This is a genomic window from Levilactobacillus parabrevis ATCC 53295 (genome assembly GCF_001434055.1).
GTDB classification, from domain to species: Bacteria; Bacillota; Bacilli; order Lactobacillales; family Lactobacillaceae; genus Levilactobacillus; species Levilactobacillus parabrevis.
The window spans coordinates 1-23766 of the sequence record NZ_AZCZ01000006.1 but is presented as its reverse complement, the minus strand read 5'-3'; the positions used below and the strand labels follow the sequence as shown (position 1 = coordinate 23766).

The 23766-nt window shown below is 51.7% G+C and carries 15 protein-coding genes; all 15 read right to left on the bottom strand.

Annotation, left to right across the window (positions count from 1 at the left end; translation table 11 throughout):
• Window positions 1-4 precede the first annotated feature (4 nt).
• Entirely contained in the window at window positions 5-724 is a 720-nt protein-coding gene (locus tag FD07_RS02600) for a transaldolase (RefSeq protein WP_020088672.1), read from the bottom strand.
• Between the two features lie 95 nt (window positions 725-819).
• Window positions 820-4167, bottom strand: coding sequence for a DNA polymerase III subunit alpha (dnaE, locus tag FD07_RS02595; protein WP_020088673.1), 3348 nt, complete (start codon window positions 4165-4167; stop codon window positions 820-822).
• A 250-nt stretch (window positions 4168-4417) separates the two neighbouring features.
• The gene (clpB, locus tag FD07_RS02590) at window positions 4418-7036 is read right to left on the bottom strand and encodes an ATP-dependent chaperone ClpB (protein ID WP_020088674.1); all 2619 of its coding nucleotides are present in this window, start codon (window positions 7034-7036) and stop codon (window positions 4418-4420) included.
• 674 nt (window positions 7037-7710) lie between these two features.
• Window positions 7711-8952, bottom strand: coding sequence for a peptidase T (gene pepT / locus FD07_RS02585; RefSeq protein ID WP_020088675.1), 1242 nt, complete (start codon window positions 8950-8952; stop codon window positions 7711-7713).
• 55 nt (window positions 8953-9007) lie between these two features.
• Window positions 9008-9814 (bottom strand): Nif3-like dinuclear metal center hexameric protein, encoded by an 807-nt coding sequence (locus FD07_RS02580; protein WP_020088676.1) that lies wholly within the window; start codon window positions 9812-9814, stop codon window positions 9008-9010.
• Complete coding sequence (locus tag FD07_RS02575) at window positions 9801-10508, bottom strand: tRNA (adenine(22)-N(1))-methyltransferase (RefSeq protein WP_020088677.1); 708 nt, start codon at window positions 10506-10508, stop codon at window positions 9801-9803. Before FD07_RS02575 ends, FD07_RS02580 begins: the two co-directional genes overlap by 14 nt.
• Before the next feature lie 318 nt (window positions 10509-10826).
• On the bottom strand, window positions 10827-11297 hold the full coding sequence (locus FD07_RS02570; protein ID WP_020088678.1) for a hypothetical protein: 471 nt from the start codon (window positions 11295-11297) through the stop codon (window positions 10827-10829).
• A 161-nt stretch (window positions 11298-11458) separates the two neighbouring features.
• On the bottom strand, window positions 11459-14737 hold the full coding sequence (locus FD07_RS02565) for an MMPL family transporter (protein WP_235804779.1): 3279 nt from the start codon (window positions 14735-14737) through the stop codon (window positions 11459-11461).
• 141 nt (window positions 14738-14878) lie between these two features.
• Window positions 14879-15385, bottom strand: coding sequence for an RrF2 family transcriptional regulator (locus tag FD07_RS02560; RefSeq protein ID WP_020088680.1), 507 nt, complete (start codon window positions 15383-15385; stop codon window positions 14879-14881).
• 529 nt (window positions 15386-15914) lie between these two features.
• Window positions 15915-17045 (bottom strand): RNA polymerase sigma factor RpoD, encoded by a 1131-nt coding sequence (gene rpoD, locus FD07_RS02555; RefSeq protein WP_373879000.1) that lies wholly within the window; start codon window positions 17043-17045, stop codon window positions 15915-15917.
• Between the two features lie 10 nt (window positions 17046-17055).
• The gene (gene dnaG / locus FD07_RS02550) at window positions 17056-18903 is read right to left on the bottom strand and encodes a DNA primase (protein ID WP_020088682.1); all 1848 of its coding nucleotides are present in this window, start codon (window positions 18901-18903) and stop codon (window positions 17056-17058) included.
• A gap of 263 nt (window positions 18904-19166) precedes the next feature.
• Window positions 19167-19673, bottom strand: coding sequence for a hypothetical protein (locus FD07_RS02545; RefSeq protein ID WP_020088683.1), 507 nt, complete (start codon window positions 19671-19673; stop codon window positions 19167-19169).
• Between the two features lie 162 nt (window positions 19674-19835).
• Window positions 19836-21911 carry a glycine--tRNA ligase subunit beta gene (gene glyS / locus FD07_RS02540; RefSeq protein WP_020088684.1) on the bottom strand — a complete coding sequence of 692 codons (2076 nt, stop codon included), beginning with the start codon at window positions 21909-21911 and terminating at the stop codon, window positions 19836-19838.
• Entirely contained in the window at window positions 21911-22834 is a 924-nt protein-coding gene (gene glyQ / locus FD07_RS02535) for a glycine--tRNA ligase subunit alpha (protein ID WP_020088685.1), read from the bottom strand. The genes glyS and glyQ overlap by 1 nt, the downstream gene beginning before the upstream one ends.
• Before the next feature lie 410 nt (window positions 22835-23244).
• Complete coding sequence (locus FD07_RS12305; RefSeq protein WP_020088686.1) at window positions 23245-23403, bottom strand: hypothetical protein; 159 nt, start codon at window positions 23401-23403, stop codon at window positions 23245-23247.
• Window positions 23404-23766 lie beyond the last annotated feature (363 nt).

The following is a 23766-nucleotide window of genomic DNA, read 5'->3' as shown; positions in this document are numbered from 1 at the left end:
GTACCTACCCGACTTCTACCGGAATCGTGAAGCCTAATTCGGCGATGTCTTGGTCGAAGGTCTTGACCGTATCAACGGAGACCTGGAAGGCATCCTTCCCGAACTTGTCTAACTTATTCAAAATCTTGGGTGGCACGGTGATGATATCACAGCCGGTTTCGTCAGCTTGAACCACGTTGATTGATTCACGCGTACTGGCCCACAGAAGCTCCACGTTAGCCTTCGCGTGGCAGAGCTCCGCTGACTGCTTCATCATTGGCATTGGGTCGACGCCAGTGTCGGCAATCCGGCCTGCAAATACAGACACGATGCCGCCAGTCTTAGGGTTCAATGCATCGACCGCTAATTTGACCTCTTGTAACGTGGTGATGGCGGTCACGTTGACCTGTACCCCAGCGTCGGAGAGCGCCGTAATCACGGCCGTGTTATCATCCCCGCTGGCCCGGATAATGGGCACCTTGACAGCCACGTGCTTACCCAACGCTGCCAGCACCTTAGCTTCTGCTAGCATCCGTTCCGGCGTGTTACCGAAAACTTCGAAACTGATTGATTGGTCGGGGAAAGTCGCAACAGCTTCCTTGGCGAAGGCCAGGTAATCCGTGATTCCAGCAGCCTTCATCAGGCTGGGGTTCGTGGTGAACCCTTCAACGAGTCCCTTCGCAGCGACAGCCTTCATGTCGGCCAATTTGGCCCCATCGGAATAAACTTTAACGTTTAATTTCATTAAAAAATACCTCCAAATTAGGATATCTTATTCATTGGTATATATAATACAGAACTTGATATAAATAGTCTAGAGGTATTTTTCATTAAATTGGTCTATCCATTTTCATAGACGACATTGCCAGCTCCCATCAGGCGTTCCAATGCCGCCTTTAAGGCGCTATCTGCCCGTAACCACTGGGTCTTGGGCAACAAGCGTTTTTGATCAGTTTGGGGTTGATAGACGATCACCGGTACCGGTCCCACATTCGCCGTCAAGAATTGGGCCAGCTGCTGAGCGACGGGGCGCTGATCATGATCCGCATCGACTCGAATGAACCAACGGGCCCCCTGCTTAACCTGCTGAGCATCGGCCGGCTGTAAGTTTTCGGCCAGGTCCAGTCGATCAGCCACGATTTGTAAGCCCCGCTGCTGTTCGACCTTCCCCCGAACGACAATGACCTGGTCCGTCTTCAACCACTCACTCGCCGTACGATACTGGTTGGGGAAAATGGTAATGCTGACGTCAGCGGTCTCATCGCTCCCGGTAACAAAGGCCATCGGCTCACCGCGCTTCGTCCGAATCGTCCGAATTCGCGTAACGTAAACAACGACGGTGACCCGGTTATTCTCCGCCAAATCACTGATGGTCACGGCATGCAATCGCTGGGCTAGTGGCCGGTACTGCTCCACCGGATGACCCGACAGGTAGGCCCCGAGTACGGCTTCCTCCTGGGTCAGCTTGGTCATCAGATCCAAATCAGGCCGGTGATCGACCTTAGGTGCTAACGCCGCAAAGAGTTCAACGTTACCACCAGACAGTTCGACACTGCTGAGAAACTCCGGTAACGCCGCAATCAGTTCCGCGCGATTATAACCGAAGTTGTCAAAGGCCCCGGCATAGACCAACGCATTGAGGAGATCAGCCTTCCGGTATTTATCCGCAATTCGCTGAAGGAACTGGTGCAGGTCATGATACGGTCCATTCTCACGACGGTCAGCCAGCAATTCTCGCAGAAAGTCTCTGCGCACACCCTTGATTGAACTCAGCCCAAAGATAATGGCCGAACCACGCAGATTAAAGTACGCCAACGACTGATTAATATCCGGCGGCAAAATCGTGACCCCGTGGCGCTTGGCCTCGGTCAGGTAGAGCTTGGTCTTCTCTGGCACGTTAATCACCGAATTCAGCAAGGCCGCGTAGAATGGTCCCGGATAATGGGCCTTCAGGTAAGCCAACTGAAAAGCCAACTTACTGTAAGCGACCGCATGAGAGCGGTTGAACCCGTAGTTGGCGAACCGGTCCATGTAAGTAAAGACTTGTTGGGCCGTCTCGGCGGCGTACCCCAGTTGTTGGGCCCCGCTAACGAATTTCTTCTGCATGGCATCCATGGTCTGCTTCTTCTTTTTACTCATGGCCCGCCGCAACAGATCGGCTTCACCCAGCGTAAAGCCCCCCATGGTGCTGGCCACTTGCATGACCTGTTCTTGGTAGACCAGAACCCCATAAGTCGGCCCCAGAATTGGTTTGAGGGCATCGGCCGCATAGGTCACCTGCTCCTGCCCATCCTTACGCTTGATGAAGGTATCGATGTTTTCCATGGGCCCCGGCCGGTACAGGGCATTGACCGCCGCAACCAGTTCAAAACTATCGGGTTTTAATTGCCGCAGAACTCGCTTGATCCCGGAGGATTCGAATTGGAAGACCCCGTTGGTTTCCCCCTGCGCAAAGAGCTTGAGGGTCGCCGCGTCGTTGAGGTCAATCGCGTTGATATCCAGGACTTGGCCCGTCTGCTTTCTGACCAACGCCAAAGCATTGGCGAGAATACTCAGGTTACGGAGGCCCAGAAAGTCCATCTTCAACAGTCCGACCGCTTCAACCGTATCCTTGGGGTACTGCGTCATCAGTAGGCTACCAGCCCCCGGCTGCAGGGGGACGAGATCCGTCAACGGCCCCTGGCTCAACACGATTCCGGCCGCGTGGGTCGAATAGTTACGAGGTAACCCTTCCAACTTGCAGGCGGTCTCATAAAGCAATTTATTCTTCGGACTATCAGCGACCAGATTGCGGAGCTTTTGGGACTGTTTGTAAGACGCCGTCAACGTAATATGCAACTGGTTAGGAATTGCCGCACTCCAATCACTCATCTGATACGGCGCCATCCCCAAGGCCCGACCAACATCCCGGAGAGCGGCCTTAGTCGCCAGCGTCCCGAAAGTAATAATCTGACCGACTCGAGAATGCCCGTACTTGTCGTGCACATACTGCAGAACCTGTTCTCGTTTATCATCCGGAATATCCAGGTCAATATCGGGCATCTGGGCCCGCTCTTCATTCAAGAAACGTTCAAACAACAGGTTATAGGCCAACGGATCGACCTCAGTAATCGCCAAGACGTAGGCGACCAGCGATCCGGCCGCTGACCCCCGCCCCGGTCCCGTTTGGATGTGGGCGCGATGGGCGAAGTTCATGACATCCCAGACAATCAGAAAGTAGTCGTCAAAGCCCATCCGATGAATGGTCCCTAGTTCACGCTCTAAGCGCTGCTGATAGGGCTGACTATCCACGATACCATTGGCCGTTAAGCGACGCTGAAGACCCTCCTGACACAGCTGACGCAGGTAACTTTGGGAGTCCTGTTGGTCAGGCGTTGGAAATTGCGGGAGTTGCGGCTGCTGAAATTTCAGCGTTACCTCACACGCTACGGCCACCTTTTCTGTCGCCGCGATGGCATCCGTCAACCCAGCGTGGGCAAATCGTTCCGTTTCCTCGGCGGCTGGTCGTAACCAGTGGGTCCCCATGGTCTCCTGGGCAGCCGGCAAGTCTTCAATGACCTCACCCGCCCCGATTGCGCGCAGAACCGTCACGGCAAAGTGGTCCTCGCGATTCAGGTATTCTACCGGTGCAAGACCAACGAGTGGCACCTGCGTAGCCGTCTGTACCTCTCGTAGCCGTTGCTGGGTGGTTGCATCCAGGTCCGGGCTGATCCCCACGGTAACGTTAGCCGGGGCCCACGTCTGTAACTGCTGAACGATCTTGGTTGCCGCCGTGACATCCCCAATTTCCAGTAGCTGGCCCACCTCGCTATGCAATGGCACAATCACACTGAGATGGGTCAGATTAGCCGTCTGCCGGCTAAGATCGACCGGTGCTCCGGCTACCTGATAAGCCGTGGATAGCTGCATGAGCTGCTGGTAGCCGGTAAAGTCCTTGGCCAAGAAGACCAGCTCACTCGGCTGAGTCGGCTCCCCAACCGCTTGGGTGGTTAACGTCAGTCCCAAGATTGGCTTGATCTCCGCCGCACGACAGGCGTTGTAGAAGGCCACGACCCCATACATGACATTCTTATCGGTCAGAGCTAACGCGGTATAACCGCGATCCTTGGCCACCTGCACTAGGTCGGGGATGCGGTTGGTACTCTGTAACAAGCTGTAGGTACTCATGACCTGTAACGGGACAAACATCCTGTCCACTCCTCTCCACATTATCTTTATCGCTATTATACCAGAAAAAATGCCAAACATTCGCAAGACGAACAAATGTTCTCTAGTCATTTTAGCCACTTACCGGCATACTCGAGAACACCCAGCAATTAAACGTAACTGGTCGTTAGGATGCTGCTGTAAAATCACTAAAAAACTGCACTGCTACGGCGCTCAAAGCACCGTGACAGTACAGTCATCGACTCATCTTTAATTAAGTCATAATTAGCAGTTAGTCCGTTGCTGGGATCGTCTTCGCTTGCAACTCGTGCGTAAAGGCTAATTGGTCATCCACCACATCGATGGTAATCAGGCTGTTGACCGGGATGTCACCGGCAATCAACTGCCGTGCCAGCGGCGTCTCCACGTGGGTCGTGATGAAGCGCTGCAGTGGCCGAGCACCGTACGCCGGCAAGTAACCCTTCTGGGCGATCCAGGCCTGCGCAGCGGGCGTAATCGTGAGATCCAGCTGTTGTTCGTGCAAGCGATCGGCGAGATGTCCCACCAATTTAACCACGATCTGTTGAACGTCAGCCAACGTCAGCGGCGTAAACATGATGGTATCGTCGATCCGGTTCAGGAACTCTGGGCGGAAGTGGGCTTGAAGCAACTTAGCCACCTGCTCCTGGGCCGTGGTCGTGATGTGTCCCTGATCATCGGTTCCCTGCAACAACAGGTCGGAGCCCAGGTTAGACGTCATGATCAAGATCGTATTCTTGAAATCAACGGTCCGGCCCTGGCTATCGGTCAACCGGCCATCGTCTAAGACCTGCAGTAACAGGTTAAAGACATCGGGATGGGCCTTCTCCACTTCATCGAAGAGCACGATGGTATATGGATTACGCCGTACGGCTTCGGTCAGCTGACCACCTTCCTCGTAACCAACGTACCCCGGGGCCGCCCCGACCAACCGAGACACGGATTCTTTCTCCATGTACTCACTCATGTCGATGCGGACCATGTGATCTTCACTATCAAATAAGTTCTCGGCAAGGGCCTTGGCCAATTCGGTCTTCCCAACCCCAGTTGGCCCTAGAAACAGGAAGGACCCGAGTGGCTTGGTAGGATCTTGCAGGCCGGCTCGTGACCGCAAAACGGCATCGGCTACGGCCGAAACCGCCTGGTCTTGACCCACGACCCGGTCGTGCAGACGATCGGCGATCTTCAACAGCTTCTCCCGTTCACCCTGAACCAGTTTTGTCACGGGAATCCCCGTCATGCGACTGACCACGCTAGCAATCTCGTTTTCCGTAACGGATTCGGAGACCAACCAGTCTTGCTGCTGATTCTGCTTTTCCAAGTCGGCCAATTCCTGTTCCAGCTTGGGAATCGTGCCGTGTTGAAGTTCGGCGGCTTTGTTCAGATCGTACTGCGCCTCGGCGTTTTCCAAATCACGTTTGGCCTTGTCCAGCTCCGTCTTCTTGGTGCCGACACTCTTGATAGCCGTCTTCTCTTGATTCCAACGGGCACTCAGCTTGTCGACTTTTTCCTTGATATCGGCCAGTTCCTTCGTCAGTTCCTTGAGCCGCGCCTGAGAGGCCGCATCCGTTTCCTGCTTCAGCGCCGTCTGTTCGACCTGCATCCGCATCATTTGCCGGCGTTCCTGATCCAACTCGGTTGGCGCGGAGTTCATTTCCACCCGGATGGAAGCCGACGCGTCGTCAACCAGGTCAATCGCCTTATCGGGTAAGAATCGGTCGGTCAGGTAGCGGTCGGAAAGTTTGGCGGCCGCAATCAGGGCGTTGTCGTGAATCTTGACACCGTGGTGAATCTCGAAGCGCTCGCGTAACCCCCGTAAGATGGTGATGGTATCGTCAATGCTTGGCTCGTTGACCACGACGCGTTGGAACCGCCGAGCCAGGGCTTTATCCTGTTCCAAATACTTGCGGTACTCATCGAGCGTGGTCGCACCAATCAAGTGAAGTTCACCACGGGCCAGCATAGGTTTCAGCAGGTTACCAGCGTCCATACTACCTTCAGCCTTGCCGGCACCCACGATGTTGTGAATTTCATCGATAAACATGATGATCTGACCGTCACTCTTGGTGACCTCTTTCAAGACCGCCTTGAGTCTTTCCTCAAACTCGCCCCGGTACTTGGCCCCGGCAATCAGAGACCCCATGTCCAGGGAGAAGATCGTCTTGTCCTTCAAATTATCGGGCACATCCCCACGAACGATCCGTTGGGCCAAGCCTTCAACGATGGCGGTCTTCCCGACACCGGCTTCCCCAATCAACACGGGATTATTCTTGGTCTTGCGTGACAGAATCCGAATGACTGACAGGATTTCATCGTCCCGGCCAATGATCGGATCGATCTTGCCACTACGCATGGCCTTAACCAGGTCGATTCCGTATTTTTCGAGGGCCTTGTACTGGTCCTCCTGATTCTTAGAAGTCACGCGTTCGCCACTGCGCAGCTTATCAACGGCGTTACGAACCATCTGTTCCGTGATACCCTGACTCTTAAGGTAATCCGTCAGGTTCTCACCGCCCAGTTGCATCAGGGCAATCAACACCGTATCAATAGCCAGGAAGTCATCGCCGTACTTATCCTTGATAGCGTCAGCCTTCTGTAACAAATCGGTCAGGTTACGCGAAAATTCCTGCCCGTACTGAATGCCACTACCGGAGACGGTACTGATGCCGTCCAGCTCCCGGTCAAGTTCACTGTCCATGGCGGCAATGTCCACACCGGCATTGGCAAAAATCTCGCGACCCAGTTCTCCGGGTTGAATCAAATACTTAAAGAGGTGGGCCACCGTGACCGCCTGGTGCTTACGGGTCATGGCAATGTGTTGGGCCTCACTTAGTGCGCTGGTCAGTGCTTCAGTCATTTTTTCTGGATTCATAGTTTGCATCCTCCTTGGTTAAAATTATCTTTGAATTTTTATAATATGAATTTGCAGGTAATGACGCCTTACCGGGCGGGGCAAATAGGCCGGTCCGCGGTGGGCGGACGCTCGGAGCCAAGATGCGGTCTCCGAGCTTGCTTTGAACCTCTGAGAAACGAGTTTCAAAGTCACCAATTATCTAAGCGGTAAACCGCTAAGATAATTCCCACGGCTAAGCCTATTTGCCCCACCCTCACGGCTAGCATAGATTTAAAGTAGTTGTCAGAAACAAATTTTCACGATGCCGCTTTCTCCTACGCAACATAGCTCAGGCAGAAACGACAAACACCTCGCAGAAGGTTGAAGACAATCTCAGCCGGAGGAAGCCAAGGGTGGCGCCAGCTATGACGGCGCTGTTAGACCGGGCGTTCGTTTCAACCCGGCCTTATAGCGCGGGATGTGTTTGGAAACTCGCAAGCTTCTCGCGAGGTTTCAAACCAAGCCGGAAGCCCGTACTTCGGCTGCAGGCGGTCCCCATAGCAGGCAGAATCCTTGGCAGCCGCAGGCGACTGTATTCAACCTTTTGTTGTTCAAAAAAGAGGCAACCCTTAGGTTAACCTCCATTTTTCATTCATATTCTAACTGATTTTGACCAAAATTCAAAATAATTTGACCAATTTTGACTAATTAATTTAAGCCTGTTGTTCGGCGAGTTCGGCAATCTTGATAACGACGTCGGTTGCCTGTTCCATGGTTTGTTCGGAGACGTATTCGAACCGACCATGCATGTTTTCCCCACCGGCGAATAAGTTAGGCGTTGGTAAGCCCAAGTAAGAGATCTTGGAACCATCAGTCCCCCCACGTACTGGGAAGATCAGTGGCTTGATGTTTAATTCTTCCAAGGCTTCCTTGGCCAAGTCAACGACCGTCATATCCTTCTCGATGACCTCACGCATGTTGTAGTACTGGTCCTTGATGGTGACTTGGACGCGGTCACTACCGTATTCCTTGTTCAATTGATCGGCGACCCCTTGGAAGAGCTTCTTACGGTCTTCGAAGATCTGCCGGTCGTGGTCCCGGATGATGTAGCTCAGGTGAGCACTGTCAACGGTCCCGTTCATGCTGTAGAGGTGGAAGAAGCCTTCCCGACCTTCAGTATGTTCTGGCCGGTCGTGTTCTGGCAGAGCTGCGTGGAAGTCCATCGCAACCTGCGAAGCATTGACCATGACGCCCTTGGCTTCGGCCGGGTGCACGTTGGTCCCCGTGATTTCAACCTGGGCATCGGCAGCGTTAAAGGTTTCGTATTCCAATTGACCTAATGGGCCACCATCGACCGTGTAGGCAATGTCGGCACCAAAGTCTTTAACGTCAAAGTGGTCGGCACCGGAACCAATTTCTTCATCGGGTCCCAAACCAATTTCGATTTCACCGTGCTTGATTTCAGGGTGGGCCAACAGGTATTCTGCGGCGGCCATGATTTCAGCAACCCCGGACTTATCATCGGCACCCAGTAAGGTACTGCCGTCCGTGGTGATCAAGGTGTGGCCCTGATAGTTCTTCAAGTTCGGAAATACAGCTGGATCCAGCGTGTACTTACCGGAATCGTCCAACTTGATGACAGACTTGCCATCATAGTTTTCCACGAATTGGGGGTTAATGTTTTCACTGTTAAAGTCGGCAGTGTCAAAGTGAGAAATAAAGCCGATCTTCTTCACTTGCTTGTCCGTATTGGCTGGTAAGGTGGCATATACATAAGCACATTGCTTGTTGATATGCACATTGTCCAGACCGATCTCCTTCAGGTCCTTCACCAAGCCCTCAGCGAATTCAGTCAGCTGCGGCGTTGATGGGATCGTGCCAGAGTTGGGATTGGAACGCGTGTTGATCTTGACGTACTTCAGGAACCGGGGAATCAGGTTTTCATACTTTGCCAAAATAAATCACTCCTCAAATGAATTAACTACGCTTTTAGTGTACCCGTTTTCACGCTTAAATAAAAGTGAAGGGGTCGGTATTTAATTGCGATGCCACCACGGTGATTGGCCACTGATTTTCGGCCGCCCACTGCGTAAACAACGCCTGTAAGTGGGGCTTGCAAATACTCTCGATATGGTGGCCGGGATCAACGACGTTCAGCCCCGCCGCAATCATGTCGTGGCCGGGATGATACGAGATGTCACCAGTCACATAGACATCGGCCCCCTTGGCCAGCGCCGTCTGATAGAACGGACCGCCACTGCCACCGAGAACGGCAACCCGTTTGACGGGTGCATCCGGGGTGTGACTGACCAACCGCAAGCCCTTCACGTTGAAGATGCGTTTGCAATCCACCGCAAACTGGCGAACGGTCGTGGGCGTCGGTAAATTACCAATGCGACCCATGGTAATGGCGGACGTCGCGGTTACCCCATTGCTGGGAACCAGGCCCTCGACATCCTGAAGATTCAAGGCGGCCGCCAACCAGTCGTTCATCCCACCAGGGGCACTGTCGAGATTGGTGTGGGCGCCATAGACCGTGATGTGATGTTGCAGTAACGTTGCATACATCTGATTCTGGGGCACCGCTAAATCCAAGTTCTTGGCTGGGTGAAACATCATGGGGTGATGGGCAAAAATAAAGTCGGCACCGACCGCAATCGCCTCGTCGACGACCTCGGGCCGCACGTCTAAGGTCACCATGACCTTGTGCACTTCGGCATCCAGACTCCCCAGTTGCAATCCAACCGGGTCACCGGGTTCCGCCCACGTCTTCGGGGCGAACTGTTCGAACCGTTCAACTAACTCACGCACCAACACGTTGCAAGACCTCCTCAATCTCCTTGATCTCAGCCGTCAGCTCCGCTACCTTTGCCGCGGGAACTTCCTTGGCCGACTGTACCTGCGCTAAGACCTGCTTGGTCCGGGCCAACTCACGCCGCCACTTAGCCATGAAGATGGCGTTGTGTTCTGCCAGCAGATACGGTCCAAAGCGTAATTCTTCCGCATTGTACTGCTGAGGGTCATCCGCTCTGTCGGCCACCAGAATCTCATAATCATGGCCGTCTTCGGTCACAATTTTTTCCGTAATCAGTTGGAACCCGTGGGTCATTAAAAATTGGCGGACGTTCTTTTCACCCACATTGGGCTGTAAGACCAGGCGGTTAACCCCGGCAAGGCGATCAAAGTCCTGCGTGAGAATCTGAGCGATGAGCGTGCCCCCCATCCCCGCAATCGCCACGGTATCAATGTGGTCATCGGCCTCAATCGCCTGAAGACCGTTGGCGAGTCGCGCCGTAATCCGGTCGGACAAACCCTCTTTGTTAATTTCATGTTGGGCATTTTCAAACGGGCCCTTAACGACCTCACCAGCCACACCGCCGGCAATCTTGCCGCGCTTAGCTAAATTGACTGGCAGGTACGCGTGGTCGGTCCCAATATCAGCCAACCGGCTCCCCATGGGAACGTAGTCGGCAACGGTGGCAAGGCGCACCGATAAATGGTCTGCATCCATTCGTCAAATCTTCCTTTCTAACTTCCTGATTACTCTAAGTATAAGCTAGTCCGCCCGTCTTGGATAGCGTGAAAATGCGTACGGTGCAAATGCTCGGAAGTAGCGTTGACAAATCCCCGTTGCTAGATTAGTTTCGACTGCCAAGACGCTACTTGTTACTAGTCAGAACAAATTCAGTATTAAAACGAATTTTTGTCTTATTTCCCAAAGAGATGAGACAAATTTCTCAGGTTTTACATTAGTACTAGTATAGGGCTAATTTTAAATATGCCATATGCTACACAAAAAGGCGCCGGACCAGCCGACGCCTACAGTTATTTAGGATTTGGATTTTAATGCTTCACGGTTCAACTTCGCATTATGGGTCAAGTGCGCGACCTGTCCGGATACATGCTTGAAGGGCTTGCCAACGTGACGCCGACCATATTCCCGTAACGTCATCTTCTGGCCGTTTCGTTTAATCTTGGTGTAGTTCCAGACCTTCTCGCTGCTGTCATAATCCCGCAGACGATAGACACCATGATTCAAGCGATACCCAACACGCTTTCCCCCATAGGCTTGACTGCCGAATTCAGTCTCGATCAGCACCGTTTTCTTCGTCGCCACCAGCTCGTTCCAGTAGACAATCGTGTCGTGGCCCTTGTGTTGGACACGATACTGCGTCCAAGTTCCCCTGAGTGACTGGGGCGTCCCCGCCGTCCACTTCGTCTGCGCGTGCGCCGTGGTTCCCCAACCAAAGCCGCCCGCGATGCCTAAAGCGATTGCCGTACCGATAACAAATTTATTCATAAAATCCCCTCCGATGTTTCTCAGTATATCCTTACATGTAATCGATAACCAGCTTTCCCGTATATCATTCGTGCTGGTAACCATTCTAAATGCCAACGCACAGCACAAAAAACACGGCCCACCACATTGGCGAGCCGTGCTCTGGATCATTTTAAAACAGCTTATTTTCTTTGACGCCGGAAGGGATGCTTCTTCTCTTGCGCCTCATCTTCCTCGTTTTGTACCTGTGCCATCTTAGAATATGGGTACGGGTAGGTAATCTTCATGACGGCTGGCATCACAATTGGTAACAGGATGACCAGCAGGATAATCCCGATGATCACGGCTAACGCAATCTGAATCAGCGTCATGACACCGGATGGAATCAAGGCGGCGAACGTCCCACTCAGGATGACTCCAGCGGAGAGAACGACTGTCCCAATAACCGTAGCGGCCCGGAGCATCTTGGTGCTGGTAGCCCCCGGTTCGTGCAGGAACTCCCGGTACTTCCGCATCAGGAAGATCGAGTAATCGACCCCTAAGGAAATCAACATGACAAACGTGAAGAACGGTGTGTTCCACGTCAGCATATCGGTTCCCAGTAGTGGGTCCACCAACCAGTGAACGATGGTCAAGGCGCCGGAGTATGCGACGACCAGGATTCCTTCGATCACGATCGGTTGTACCAGTGAACGGGTAACAATCATCAAGGCGATGAAGAGCCCGGCTAACATGATAATGACCGTTCGCGTAAAGTCACTGGAAGCCATGTTATTGATGTCATTGGTCTGCGACGTATTTCCACCAAATGCCACTTCGGCATTCTTCAGACTCGTCCCAGCCAAGGCCCCGTTAACGACCTTTTCCAGCTTCGGCAGCCGCGCCATGGCAGCCGCAGAACTTGGATCATCGTTCAGAACGACCGTGATCTTGGTGATCTTCCGGTCGGGCGACATGTAAGTCTTCAGTGCTGGCTTAAACGAACTACCGTGTAATTGCTTAGTTGGAATGTAGAAGGTCGATGAAGCGGCGGACTTCTGCAGACCCTTCAGGTAGGTGTTGGCCGAACCAACCCCGGTGGAGACTTGTGTCAACCCAGTGGAGGCGGAGGTCAAGCCCTTCCGCAAGGCCGTCAATTGTTTGCTCATCGCGGCTAATTTCTCAGCCATCGTCTGGTTCCCGGCAGCGACTTGGTTCGCCCCGGAAACCAGTGCTGGCATCTTACCATTAATGGTAAACATTGCACCAGACAGCTGACTCGTTGCGTTGGCTAACTGGCTGGACTGTGCGCTGGCCGATTGCAAGGCGGTTGCTGCCCCAGGCAAAACGACGTTAGATTTCTGGGCTAACTCGGCAACGGCGCCCTGTAATTGACTCGTGGAGCTCTGCAACGATTGCAGTTGACTAGCAACGGTCTGATCGGCAGCCCCAATTGACTTGGCGTCGCTTCCGATTTGCGTCAAGGACGTGCTCAATGTGCTCTTTAATTCACTCTGCGCGGCACTTTGTTTCTGTAAAATGCCGGCCAAGACCGTCTTCTGAGCGGCAGACAACGGAACACCCTGAGCACTGAAGGCCGCGGCGACCGTGCTAGCACTCATGCTTGGCAAATTAGAGGTGGCACTCTGCAATTTAGCCAATTGTGAGGCAATGTCTTGCGTGCTAGTCTTGATTGTCGTCAGTGATGTTGTGACACCGCTGGTACTGGTTGAACTAGCGGAGACTTGTGAATTCAACTGCTGGATCGCAGCGTTTAACTGTGGCAAAGCTGCTTCCAGCTGCGCCAACTGGGCGGCCTGTTTGCCCCCGGAAGTGGAGGAGACTTGACTGTTCAATGAGTTGACCCCAGTAGAGACTTGGGAAATGGCGCTCTGTAATTGCGTCGTCCCGGTGCTGACTTGCTTAGCCCCAGTGGCCAATTTGTCAGCATCCTTCACCGCACCATTCACGTTTTGCTTACTCAGTGAGCTGTTGGCGGACTTCAATCCCTTGTTGACCGTATTGACACCCTTTTGGGCCTTGGCCAACCCGGTCGTGACTGAGCTCATTTGATTACGGACGTATAACTTCTTGATGGCCTTCCCACCCGGTTGGGTGACGGAAGCGACCGTCTTAACGCCGTCGGTCTGTTGCAACTGCTTGGTCAAGCGGTCAACGATCAGCAACGTCTTTTCATTATCCATCTTGTTCTTGCTCTGAATATAAATCGTGGTTGGTTCCGCGGTTCCCTCGGAGAAGTGTTTCTGAACGACCTTGAAACCTTGCTTGGCCGGCACGTTATCACCAATTTCTACCAAGTTATCGTAGTTCAGCGCCCCATGTGAGGTCAGCGCCAGTGGAATAAACACGATTCCGGTCAAAATCAAGGTGATTACTGGGCGGATCATGGCGTGTTTAGCCATCCCGTGCCAGAGGCGACTATCACCCTCACCCTGGAACTTCTTGATAGGCCAAAACATGTGGGGACCACAGATGGCCATGAAGAATGGGTTCAGCGTCAGGAGAACGGCCAGTAAGACCACGACCCCCACGGCAATGCCGACCGCTGAACGGTACAGTGAGAAGTTGGCAAAGCCCAACACGCTCATCCCAATTAAGACGGACAGGCCGGAATACAGAACCGTTCGCCCGCCGACCCGAGTGGCTTCCTTCGTGGCGGTGTACCTATCCTTACCGCTGGCCAGCCGCTCTCGAAACTCGTTATACAGGAGGATGTTGTAGTCGGTCCCAATCCCGAATAACACGATGACGATAAAGACTTCCGTAAAATTGGAGAATGGGAAGTTGAAACGGTCAACCAGATTAGCCACCACAGAGATGGAAGTAATCACGGAGACCGCCACCGTTAACAGTGAGAATAACGGTGTGATGGGTGACCGGAAGACTAGCCACAGAACCAAGAAGATAAAGATGGCGGCAATGATTTCCGTCTTCTGCACCCCAGCCTGCGTGGCATCGGAGAAGTCTTGGTTCAAGACATCCGCCCCGGTCACATAAGTCTTCACGCCACTGGTCTTCGACAGTTTGGTGATCTGATCACGAATATGCGTGACCGAATGGCTGGAAGATTTATGCACGTTTAGTTGTAAGAGTTGCGTACTCTTATCTTTTGAGATCAGTTGGGAAGCGGCGGTCGAACTGTCGCTAGCCGCGGTGATCGACCGAATCTCGTACTTATTCTGATTGTTTTTGATTCGGTTGATGGTCTTGTCGATCTGGTCATTCTGCGAGCTGGTCAGCTTTGCATTGCCATTGTTAAAAACAACGACGACCGCCGTGGTACCGCGTTGTGAGCGGCCCCACTGATCTTGCATTTTGGTTGCTCGCGTACTTTGATAACTGCTAGGAACCGTGATCTGTCCCTTATCCGCCACCAATTTACTCATGTTTGGAATCGTCACAATGGCTAAGATCACGATGACCAGCCACCCGATGACGTTCCAGATGTAGTGCTTATTCATCCAGCGCACGGTGAAACCTCCTTGACGATTGAAATATTTTTAAGTGTTGTGGCCCGCGGTCCAACACGATTACTCAACTTTTAATGCCACTTCAAGCCGATACAGATTGCTTGAAGTGGATGACACCTTCTATTCTGCTACTTAACGCGTGAGCCACTTGGTCCAATCCAGTTGGAGGGGTTGGTCCCCAGTGGTCGGTAAGACATCACCAATGGATAGTGTTGCGAGTTGTTGCCGGAATTTCTCCTCAGCTTGAGCAAACACAGCCAGGACGTTGGCGACCGGCCGTGTATCTTTGAAATCTTCAAGCTGATATGTTTCCATGAAAGCTGCCTTCTGATCCAAACCAAATACCTTGGAAACTAACCCGGTTCCTTGAACAAGCGGCTCAGTTCCCTCAATCGCATTGAAAACATCCAACAGGGTAATTTTCAATGGGTCTTTCATCAAAACAATGCCGCCATCACGCCCCGAAACTGTCTTAACAATCTTGGCAGCAGCTAATTTCTGCACGATTTTCTTCAAATAACTGGTCGAAATTTCTAACCGTTCCGCCACAAGTCGACTATGTAGAGGTATCTTCCGGTCCTGAATTCCCAGTAAAGCAACGATGCACAAGGCCTGCTCTAAACTTGGCTTTGCCTTCACAAATGTGCCTCCTTTCCCTTATCTCCCTTAGTTTTTAAACGAGATACATCATATCCCCTTTAAATGATTTTTTCAAGGCTTTTGCCCCAATAAATTAACCTCATAATAATAAGTCTTCACTGTAAACGGTTTCAATCGTCTGATGACACTATACTATAAACGACTGCCAATAGAAACTACTTTTATTCGCTAATTGATGAGTGGTGATGCAACTACCGCGTAATGAGAATTAACTTATTCAAATGATTATTAATTTAGATAATTTCTCATGTTTTCCGGCTATGTTTCAGACTATTTTCAAAATATCGCCTGAAAATGTAGTCAAATATTTCAGAACGAGCATTCGACTACTTTTTTACAAAAAGCTAGAATTTAGCAGAACCTTTTCATTATGTCTATCATGACAAAATATCTTCAACTAGCTTTCGAACACACTCCGACCAATGCCCCTTTTTCAACAAAAAAGCCCCCCAGAGCTTCAGACAATCTGTCTAAAGCCCTGAGGGACCTTCGTTGTAGTAACGCTAAATTATTCCAAGAAGTCCTTCAGTTGCTTGCTCCGTGATGGGTGGCGCAACTTCCGTAATGCCTTGGCTTCGATCTGACGAATCCGTTCACGGGTAACCCCGAAGACCTTGCCGACTTCTTCCAAAGTCCGCGTCCGGCCATCGTCTAACCCGAACCGTAACCGCAGCACGTTTTCTTCCCGGTCAGTCAGTGTGTCCAAGACACTTTCCAACTGTTCCTTCAGAAGTTCGTAAGCGGCGTGATCGGCAGGACTCGTGGCGTCTTGGTCTTCGATGAAGTCACCTAAGTGAGAGTCATCTTCTTCACCAATAGGCGTTTCCAAGGAAACGGGTTCTTGCGCGATCTTTAAGATCTCACGAACCTTTTCCGTTGGCATGTCCATTTCAGCCCCAATTTCTTCTGGCGTTGGTTCCCGCCCTAAGTCTTGGAGGAGTTGCCGTTGAATCCGGATCAACTTGTTGATCGTTTCAACCATGTGCACAGGAATCCGAATGGTCCGTGCTTGGTCAGCGATTGCCCGTGTGATGGCCTGACGAATCCACCAAGTGGCGTACGTAGAGAACTTGAACCCTTTACGGTAGTCGAACTTCTCGACGGCCTTCATCAGACCCATGTTCCCTTCTTGAATTAAGTCCAGGAATTGCATCCCCCGACCCACGTAACGCTTAGCGATGGAAACCACCAACCGCAAGTTGGCTTCAGCCAGCTCTTGCTTGGCTTCTTCTTCACCCTTTTCGATCCGTAAGGCTAAGGCAACTTCTTGGTCAGCCGTTAATAGGTTGACCCGACCGATTTCCTTCAGGTACATCCGAACAGGGTCGTTGATCTTAACCCCGGTCGTTGTGCCGGCATCCTTTAATTCCTTCTTAGAAACGGCCTTTTGGGCTTTGACGGCCCGTGGGTCTGGCTCACCCTTAGCATCAACCACACTGATCCCAGAATCGGAGATCGTTTCAAGTAACTTGTCCATCTGCTTAGCATCCAACGTGTAAGGTGTTGCGACCTTGTCAGCCAGGTCATCGTACGTGATGTGCCCAACCTTCTTGTTGTTTTTAATCAAAGCGCGCACCGTTTTGTTGTATGCTTTTTGATCAAACATTGGTTGATCCGTGGTCTTTTTTGCCATTAAAATACCCCCTAGATTAAACTTGTTTGTTCGCCTGACGCTGTCGTTCCAACTGCACAATCTCAACGACGAGTTGGCGTTGTTGGTCGGCATCGCCTAGTCGCGAAGCTTCCGCCAATTGATTTTTCTTTTGCCGGAGCTTCGCCTCGACCGGCGCCTCATCCATAATCACCGCTAAATAATCATCGATCTCCCGCGGGGTTACCGCCGCGGCCATATTAGGTGTTGTCTCGAGATCGATCACAAGCTGTTGCAGGCGGTCTTCTTGAATGAAGTCCGTGAACTGCGCGGTTTGATACACTTGATGCGTTTGAAAATAACCCTGGGCCAAGGTATAAATAATTTGATAGTCGTCATGCACGAAACTGAAATCGGCAACGCTGGTCACTTTCGCCCAGACGTTCCGGTCGTGTAAACAACGATAGAGCAGATTGCGTTCCGCCCGTTCCAAGCGATTCAGCGGTCGCTGCTGCTGATGCACAGTGACCGGTGGCGCAGTGGTTGGCGCAGGCGCCGGTGTGCTTGGCCGCTGACGCTCTTGCTGAGCCGCAGTATCCCGCTGCACCTGCTTGAGCTGCGCGGCCAATGCCGCCTTATCGATGTGAAACTCACTGGCCAGCTGACTCAGGTACATGTCCAGCTCGACCGGCTCGTTGACCTGCGCCAAGAGAGGCATGACCTGATTCACATATTCCAGCCGTTCACTGTCCGTCTCCAACGCCCGGTTGCGCCGCAGAAAGCGCATTTGAAAGCGCAGCGGCGGTTCCTTAGCGGAGACCAACATTTGGCGAAATGCCTCGTCGCCGTGAGCCTTACGGTATTCATCGGGATCTTGGCCCTCGGGAAGTTGAATCACGCTGAGTTGCAGGTGACTGTGCTCGCCCAATAGCCGCAATGCCCGGTCGATGGCCCGTTGCCCGGGTTCATCTCCATCGTAACACACGTTGAGCTTGTCCGTGGTCCGCTCAATGGCGTAGATCTGCTCGGTCGTTAGACTCGTTCCCATGGAAGCAATCCCATTGTTGACGCCCGCTTGGGTCGCCGAGATGACATCCATGTAACCTTCAAATAAAGTGACTTCTCCGGCTTGCCGAATCGCTGGTCGAGCCAAATCGAAGTTAAACAACAGCTTACTTTTATTAAATAATGTGGTTTCAGGGCTGTTTAAATACTTCGGTTGGTCGTCAGCCTTCTTGAGGAGCCGGCCGGAAAAGGCTGCCACGTGCCCACTCGCATTTCGCAGAGGGAACATGACCCGCTCGGTGAAGCGGTCACGCAACTCACCTTGCGCATTTTCAATGAACAGCCCGGACTGCCGAAGTAACTGGTAGTCGCTCTGTCGCTGGTCAAAGAATGGCTTGAGTAGGCGTTGACTCGGCGCGAAACCTAACTGGTAAGTCTCAATCGTCTCATCAGTTAGCCCGCGATCGTGCAAATAATCCAATGCCGGTTGTCCCATCTCGGTGTTAACCAAGATGTGGTGATACAACTTAGCGGCCTGTTCATGCAAGGCGAGCAGTTGGCCCGTCTTGGAATCTACAGCGGGACCAGCGGCATCTTGCCGATACTCACTGTCGAGGTCAACGTGACTAAAATCGGCCACCTTGACCACGGCTTCGGGAAAAGTCACGTGTTCCAGCTCCATCATAAACTTAAAGACGTTGCCCCCCCGACCACAGCTAAAGCAGTGAAAAATCTGCTTATCTTCCGAAACGGAAAACGAGGGTGTCCGTTCCTCGTGGAAGGGACATAAACCAAATAAATTCTTACCGGATTTTTTCAGTTGCACGTACTGGCCGACAACGTCCGCAATATTTGTGGCCGTCCGAACCGTCTCAATCACGTCTTCGGGTATCTTCGCCAACCAATCACTCCCTTACGCGTTTCCGTTTGCTCACCATAGCCTTGAAAAGTCGCACCCCGGAAACCCGAAAAGTGCGACTCTTTAATTAGAATTCGTGCGCAAAAATACACTATATATGATACCACCTATGGGGGCATTGTCAACTTTTATAGCTCACTCGGACTTTTGAAAAACCTTACTTCCAATCTACACCTTCCCCGCGCAGGATAAAAGTTAAACGACTTACTAATTGAAAGGGTAAAGATTCTGAATTCTTCGGTGAGTCACCCCATTCGGGCACCGAGTAGTTGCGCGACAATTCCTAAACCCAATAGAATCCGTCCCTGATTGATCAACAACCGTTGAATGAGCGGGGGATTCCCCTTAACCCAGCTCATGTGAAAAGCATGAACGTCTTTCGGTGGGAAATACGCCAACATTAAACCCGCCACGGTGCAAATCAGACCAGCCCGCCCCGATGGACTGGCTAATGCCGCAGCATCTAATGCTCGCGGTAACAGGAGCAAAAGGCCCGCATAGATGGTAAACACAAAGTTCAGATCTAACAGCAAGCTATCCCTTCTGTCCCAAGACGTCTGCTTGAGAACTAGTGACAGTAATACTAGGCTCAGCGCCAACAGCGTAAAGACGATCAACAAGCGTAACGACCGATTCGGCTGAACTGACTGCCAGCTAACATTTAGTACTTGCAGAATCCAGGCTAGACAAACCAATAACCGACCCAGATTGGCATAAAAAGTTAGTTTGCGTGACGAATAATTGGGTAACATTGACCCTCCCCCCCTTTCTCAACGACCGTACCCCCTGTATATTGGCACATTTCTCAAGTTCTAGCGACCAGAATCCCCCCCGTTTGTTCACGAATGATCGTACAGAAAAAACCAGCTCCAAATAATCGGAGCTGGCTTCAAAATTACTTCATTTAAAAACAGTTATTTAACGATCAACTGGTCCAAGTCACCCAAGCCCATGGCTAAGTTCGCCAACTTGCTGAGTTCTGTCAGACGGTTGTTCTTAACGGCTTCATTCTTGTCCATCACCATCGTGGCTTCGAAGTAAGCGGCAATCGTTGGTTGGATGTCGGCCAAAGCAGCGTACAGGTCATTCAGGCCCTTGTCAGCTGCGGCAGCAACTTCAGCAACGCCTCGATCCAAGGCACCTTCGCTGTCATTTTCAAACAGCTTGGCGTCGACCGTGGCATCGGCCAATTCGGCTGGGGCCTTTTGGGCCAAACGGATAACCCGCGTCAAGGACTCGATAACGTCCTTGAAGTTGTCATCGTTGGCGTGACTAGCCAAGATATCGGCGGCCGTGAAGAGCCGTAAGACATCGCTACTGCTTCCGTTGGTCACGGCATCGATGATATCGTGACGTTGCTTAGCGGAACGCAAGATCTTCCGAATCCGGTCCTTGATGAAATCAACGACGGCTTGGATTTGGCTAGCTTGGTCCAGATCTGGGGCAACCTTAGCATCCGTTTCGGCAGCAATAAAATCACTAGCCAATTCGGCAACAGGTAAGGCCCAGTTCTGGTCCTTAGCAATCCGCACGATCCCGGTAGCCTGACGCCGCAAAGCGTAAGGGTCATTGGAACCACTAGGAATCATTCCGGCAGCGAAGAACGTCAGGATACTATCGAACTTGTCGGCCAGGGCCAAAACGGCACCGGGAACAGATTCTGGCAACGCGCCATCGGCTGAGATTGGTTCGTAGTGTTCGCGAATAGCTTGGGCAACGGCAGGATCTTCGCCGCCAAGTAAGGCGTACTTTTCACCCATGACCCCTTGCAGTTCGGCGAATTCACCGACCATGCCAGTCACCAGGTCAAACTTGTAGATTTCGCTGGCACGCAGAGCAGCCTTAGTCTGAGCATCGTTTAAGTTCAGGTGCTTAGCCAAGACGGCAACGATGGCCTTTACCCGGTCCATCTTCTCTGCCATGGTACTGATCTTATCGTGGAAGCTAACCGTCTTCAGACGATCAACGAAGTCGGCAATCGTCTTCTTCTGATCTTCCGTGTAGAAGAACATGGCGTCTTCCAAACGTGCGGTCAGAACTTTTTCGTTTCCGGCAACCACGTTTTGTAGGTCATGATCGGTACCATTTCGAACGGAGATGAAGACAGGCAAGAGCTTGCCATTAGCATCGCGGGCGTAGAAGAACCGTTGGTGATCCCGCATGGACGTGATCAAGACTTCATCAGGAATCGTCAGGTACTTGTCGTCGAAGCTCCCAGCAAAGGCAGTTGGCCATTCAACCAGGTTATTAACTTCTTCCAGCAAGCCGGCGTCAACGTCGACCGTCCAGTTGTTGTCAGCGGCCAGCTTGTCGATCTGTTGTTTGATCAATTGCTTACGCTTGTCGGCATCGGCGATCACGAATTGACTGGTTAAGTTTTCTTCGTAATCGGCAGCCGTGGCCAGGTCGATTTCCTTACCCAAGAAGCGGTGACCGCGCGTGCTACGCCCAGTCGTCACGTCCAAGATACTAAATGGAATCACTTGGTCATCGAGTAAAGCAACCATCCAGCGAATTGGCCGGATGTATTGGAAATGGTGGGTGCTCCACTTCATCATGGTTGGGAAGGTCATAGCCATGATGATGTCGCGCAGGCCAGCCAGTACGGTAGCAACGGGTTCGCCGGCAATAAACTTGTCGACGTAGACGTATTCCGTCCCCTTGATTTCCTTAAAGGTAATGTCGTCAGGTGTCAGACCTTGGCCACGGGTAAACCCAATAGCGGCCTTACTCCAGTTACCATCGGCATCTTGCGCGATCTTCTTAGCGGGACCCTTAACGGATTCGCTAATGTCTTCTTGCTTGTCAGCTAAGCCGCTGATCAGGACGGCCAACCGGCGGGGCGTGGAGAATGGCTTGATGTCATCGTAATCCACGCGTTGTTCTTTTAGGTAGTCTGCCGTGCGCTTAACCAGTTGCTTGATAGCTGGTGTGACCACGTGGGCGGGCATTTCTTCCAAACCAATTTCAAGTAAAAATGTGTGTGCCATTATTTAGCCTCCTCATCAGCTAATAGTTTTTCCCGTAACTTGTCATCCTTGACCAACGGGAATCCACGCTTCTTCCGTTCAGCAACGAAAGCCCGCGCCACGGCACGTGCCATGTTCCGAATTCGAGAAAGGTAGCCGGCCCGTTCCGTAACGGAAACGGCGCCACGTGCGTCTAACAGGTTGAAGGTGTGGCTACACTTTAAGATGTAGTCGTAAGCTGGGTGGACCAGGCCATTAGCAATCTGCTTTTTGGCTTCGGCTTCAAATTCATCGAAGTGCCGGAGCAACATGTCTTGGTCACTTTCTTCAAAGCTATACTTGGAGTGTTCATATTCAGGTTCCTTAAAGATATCGCCGTACTTAACGCCATCGGCCCATTCCAGGTCGAAGACGGAGTTGACGTCTTGGACGTAGGAAGCCAAACGTTCCAGACCGTAAGTGACTTCAGAGGTCACGGGATCAACTTCCATTCCCCCAACAACTTGGAAGTAGGTGAACTGGGTGATTTCCATCCCGTCCAACCAGACTTCCCAACCAACACCGGCACAACCCATGGATGGGTTTTCCCAGTTATCTTCAACGAACCGAATATCATGTTCCAAAGGATCGATACCCAATTCACGCAAACTATTCAAGTAAAGTTCTTGGATGTTGTCAGGTGAAGGCTTCATGACCACTTGGAATTGATGATGTTGGTATAACCGGTTGGGGTTTTCCCCGTAACGACCATCGGCTGGTCGACGAGAAGGTTCAACGTAAGCGGCGTTCCAAGGTTCTGGGCCGATTGCGCGTAAGAACGTGTAGGGGCTCATGGTACCGGCCCCTTTTTCAGTATCGTAAGCTTGCATCAGCATGCAACCTTGTGCAGACCAATACTGTTGTAACTTTAAAATGATTGCTTGCATGGACAGTTTTTCTGTCATGGGTGCAGTTCCTCCTTGTGTGGTTGCCAGCTAGCTTTAGCCCAGTGACGCCTGAGCCAGCGACTAACTGATCAACCGATTAAACAAATAAGCGCGCAAAAAAGTCCCTACGAGAATTCACTAAGGCAAATTCACGTAGGGACGAATTTTAATTTCGCGGTTCCACCCTACTTCTAGTCAATGACTAGCAGCTTACTTGGAAACGACTCCGAATGTGCCAACTCACGCTGGATTGGATTCGGCTTCCACTGCCCCGAACTCGCTAAACCAATGACACCGTGACTCTCATTCATCATAATCGACTTATTTAACTGTGTTTCATGATAGCCGTCTGGGGCGGGGATGTCAATGCGTTTAACGTAAATCTGGATTGAAATTTCCGTGATGATAATCGGCTATCGACTGTGACTCTAGTTTTCCAGGTCAGCTCGCATAATCGCCACAACCTCGGTCGTCAAGCGCAACGTATTCTCACCTTCACCAAGTGGTGCCAACAAGAGCCGACCACCGTAACCAACTTTAACTTGAATGAGCTCTAAAATTTTAATAGCTTGGCCATCTTTTCGCAATGCTGACTCTTCACTGGCCGGTCGGCGCACAAGGCTCATTTTCAGGTTATTGATAACGATTTTGTAATGTGATCCCGATTGGGTCTGAACGCTGTCAATTACCCCTGAATGAATTCAGAGGCTTGTCGCTCACGTGCCTGATGACACAGTAGTCCAACGTGCCTGTTAGGCACTCCTACTCATAGTGGCAACATCTTCGGGTAATTGACGGCTACCCGCTTAACTACCAGGTTTACCCAGCAGTTGTTAGCTTCTCAATCTTTGGGTGTTTGACACCGTTCAACCATTCTTGACCAAGCATCTCAATATTCATGGCCCCCAATCGATCGTCATTACACCGATACTGACACTGTTTACACCAAT

Bases quoted from the DNA above. Each gene is read 5' to 3' on its own strand.
- FD07_RS02600 (WP_020088672.1), bottom strand. From the start codon at position 724: ATGAAATTAAACGTTAAAGTTTATTCCGATGGGGCCAAATTGGCCGAC.
- dnaE (WP_020088673.1), bottom strand. From the start codon at position 4,167: ATGTTTGTCCCGTTACAGGTCATGAGTACCTACAGCTTGTTACAGAGT.
- clpB (WP_020088674.1), bottom strand. From the start codon at position 7,036: ATGAATCCAGAAAAAATGACTGAAGCACTGACCAGCGCACTAAGTGAG.
- FD07_RS02575 (WP_020088677.1), bottom strand. From the start codon at position 10,508: ATGGATGCAGACCATTTATCGGTGCGCCTTGCCACCGTTGCCGACTAC.
- FD07_RS02570 (WP_020088678.1), bottom strand. From the start codon at position 11,297: ATGAATAAATTTGTTATCGGTACGGCAATCGCTTTAGGCATCGCGGGC.
- FD07_RS02565 (WP_235804779.1), bottom strand. From the start codon at position 14,737: ATGAATAAGCACTACATCTGGAACGTCATCGGGTGGCTGGTCATCGTG.
- FD07_RS02545 (WP_020088683.1), bottom strand. From the start codon at position 19,673: ATGTTACCCAATTATTCGTCACGCAAACTAACTTTTTATGCCAATCTG.
- glyS (WP_020088684.1), bottom strand. From the start codon at position 21,911: ATGGCACACACATTTTTACTTGAAATTGGTTTGGAAGAAATGCCCGCC.
- glyQ (WP_020088685.1), bottom strand. From the start codon at position 22,834: ATGACAGAAAAACTGTCCATGCAAGCAATCATTTTAAAGTTACAACAG.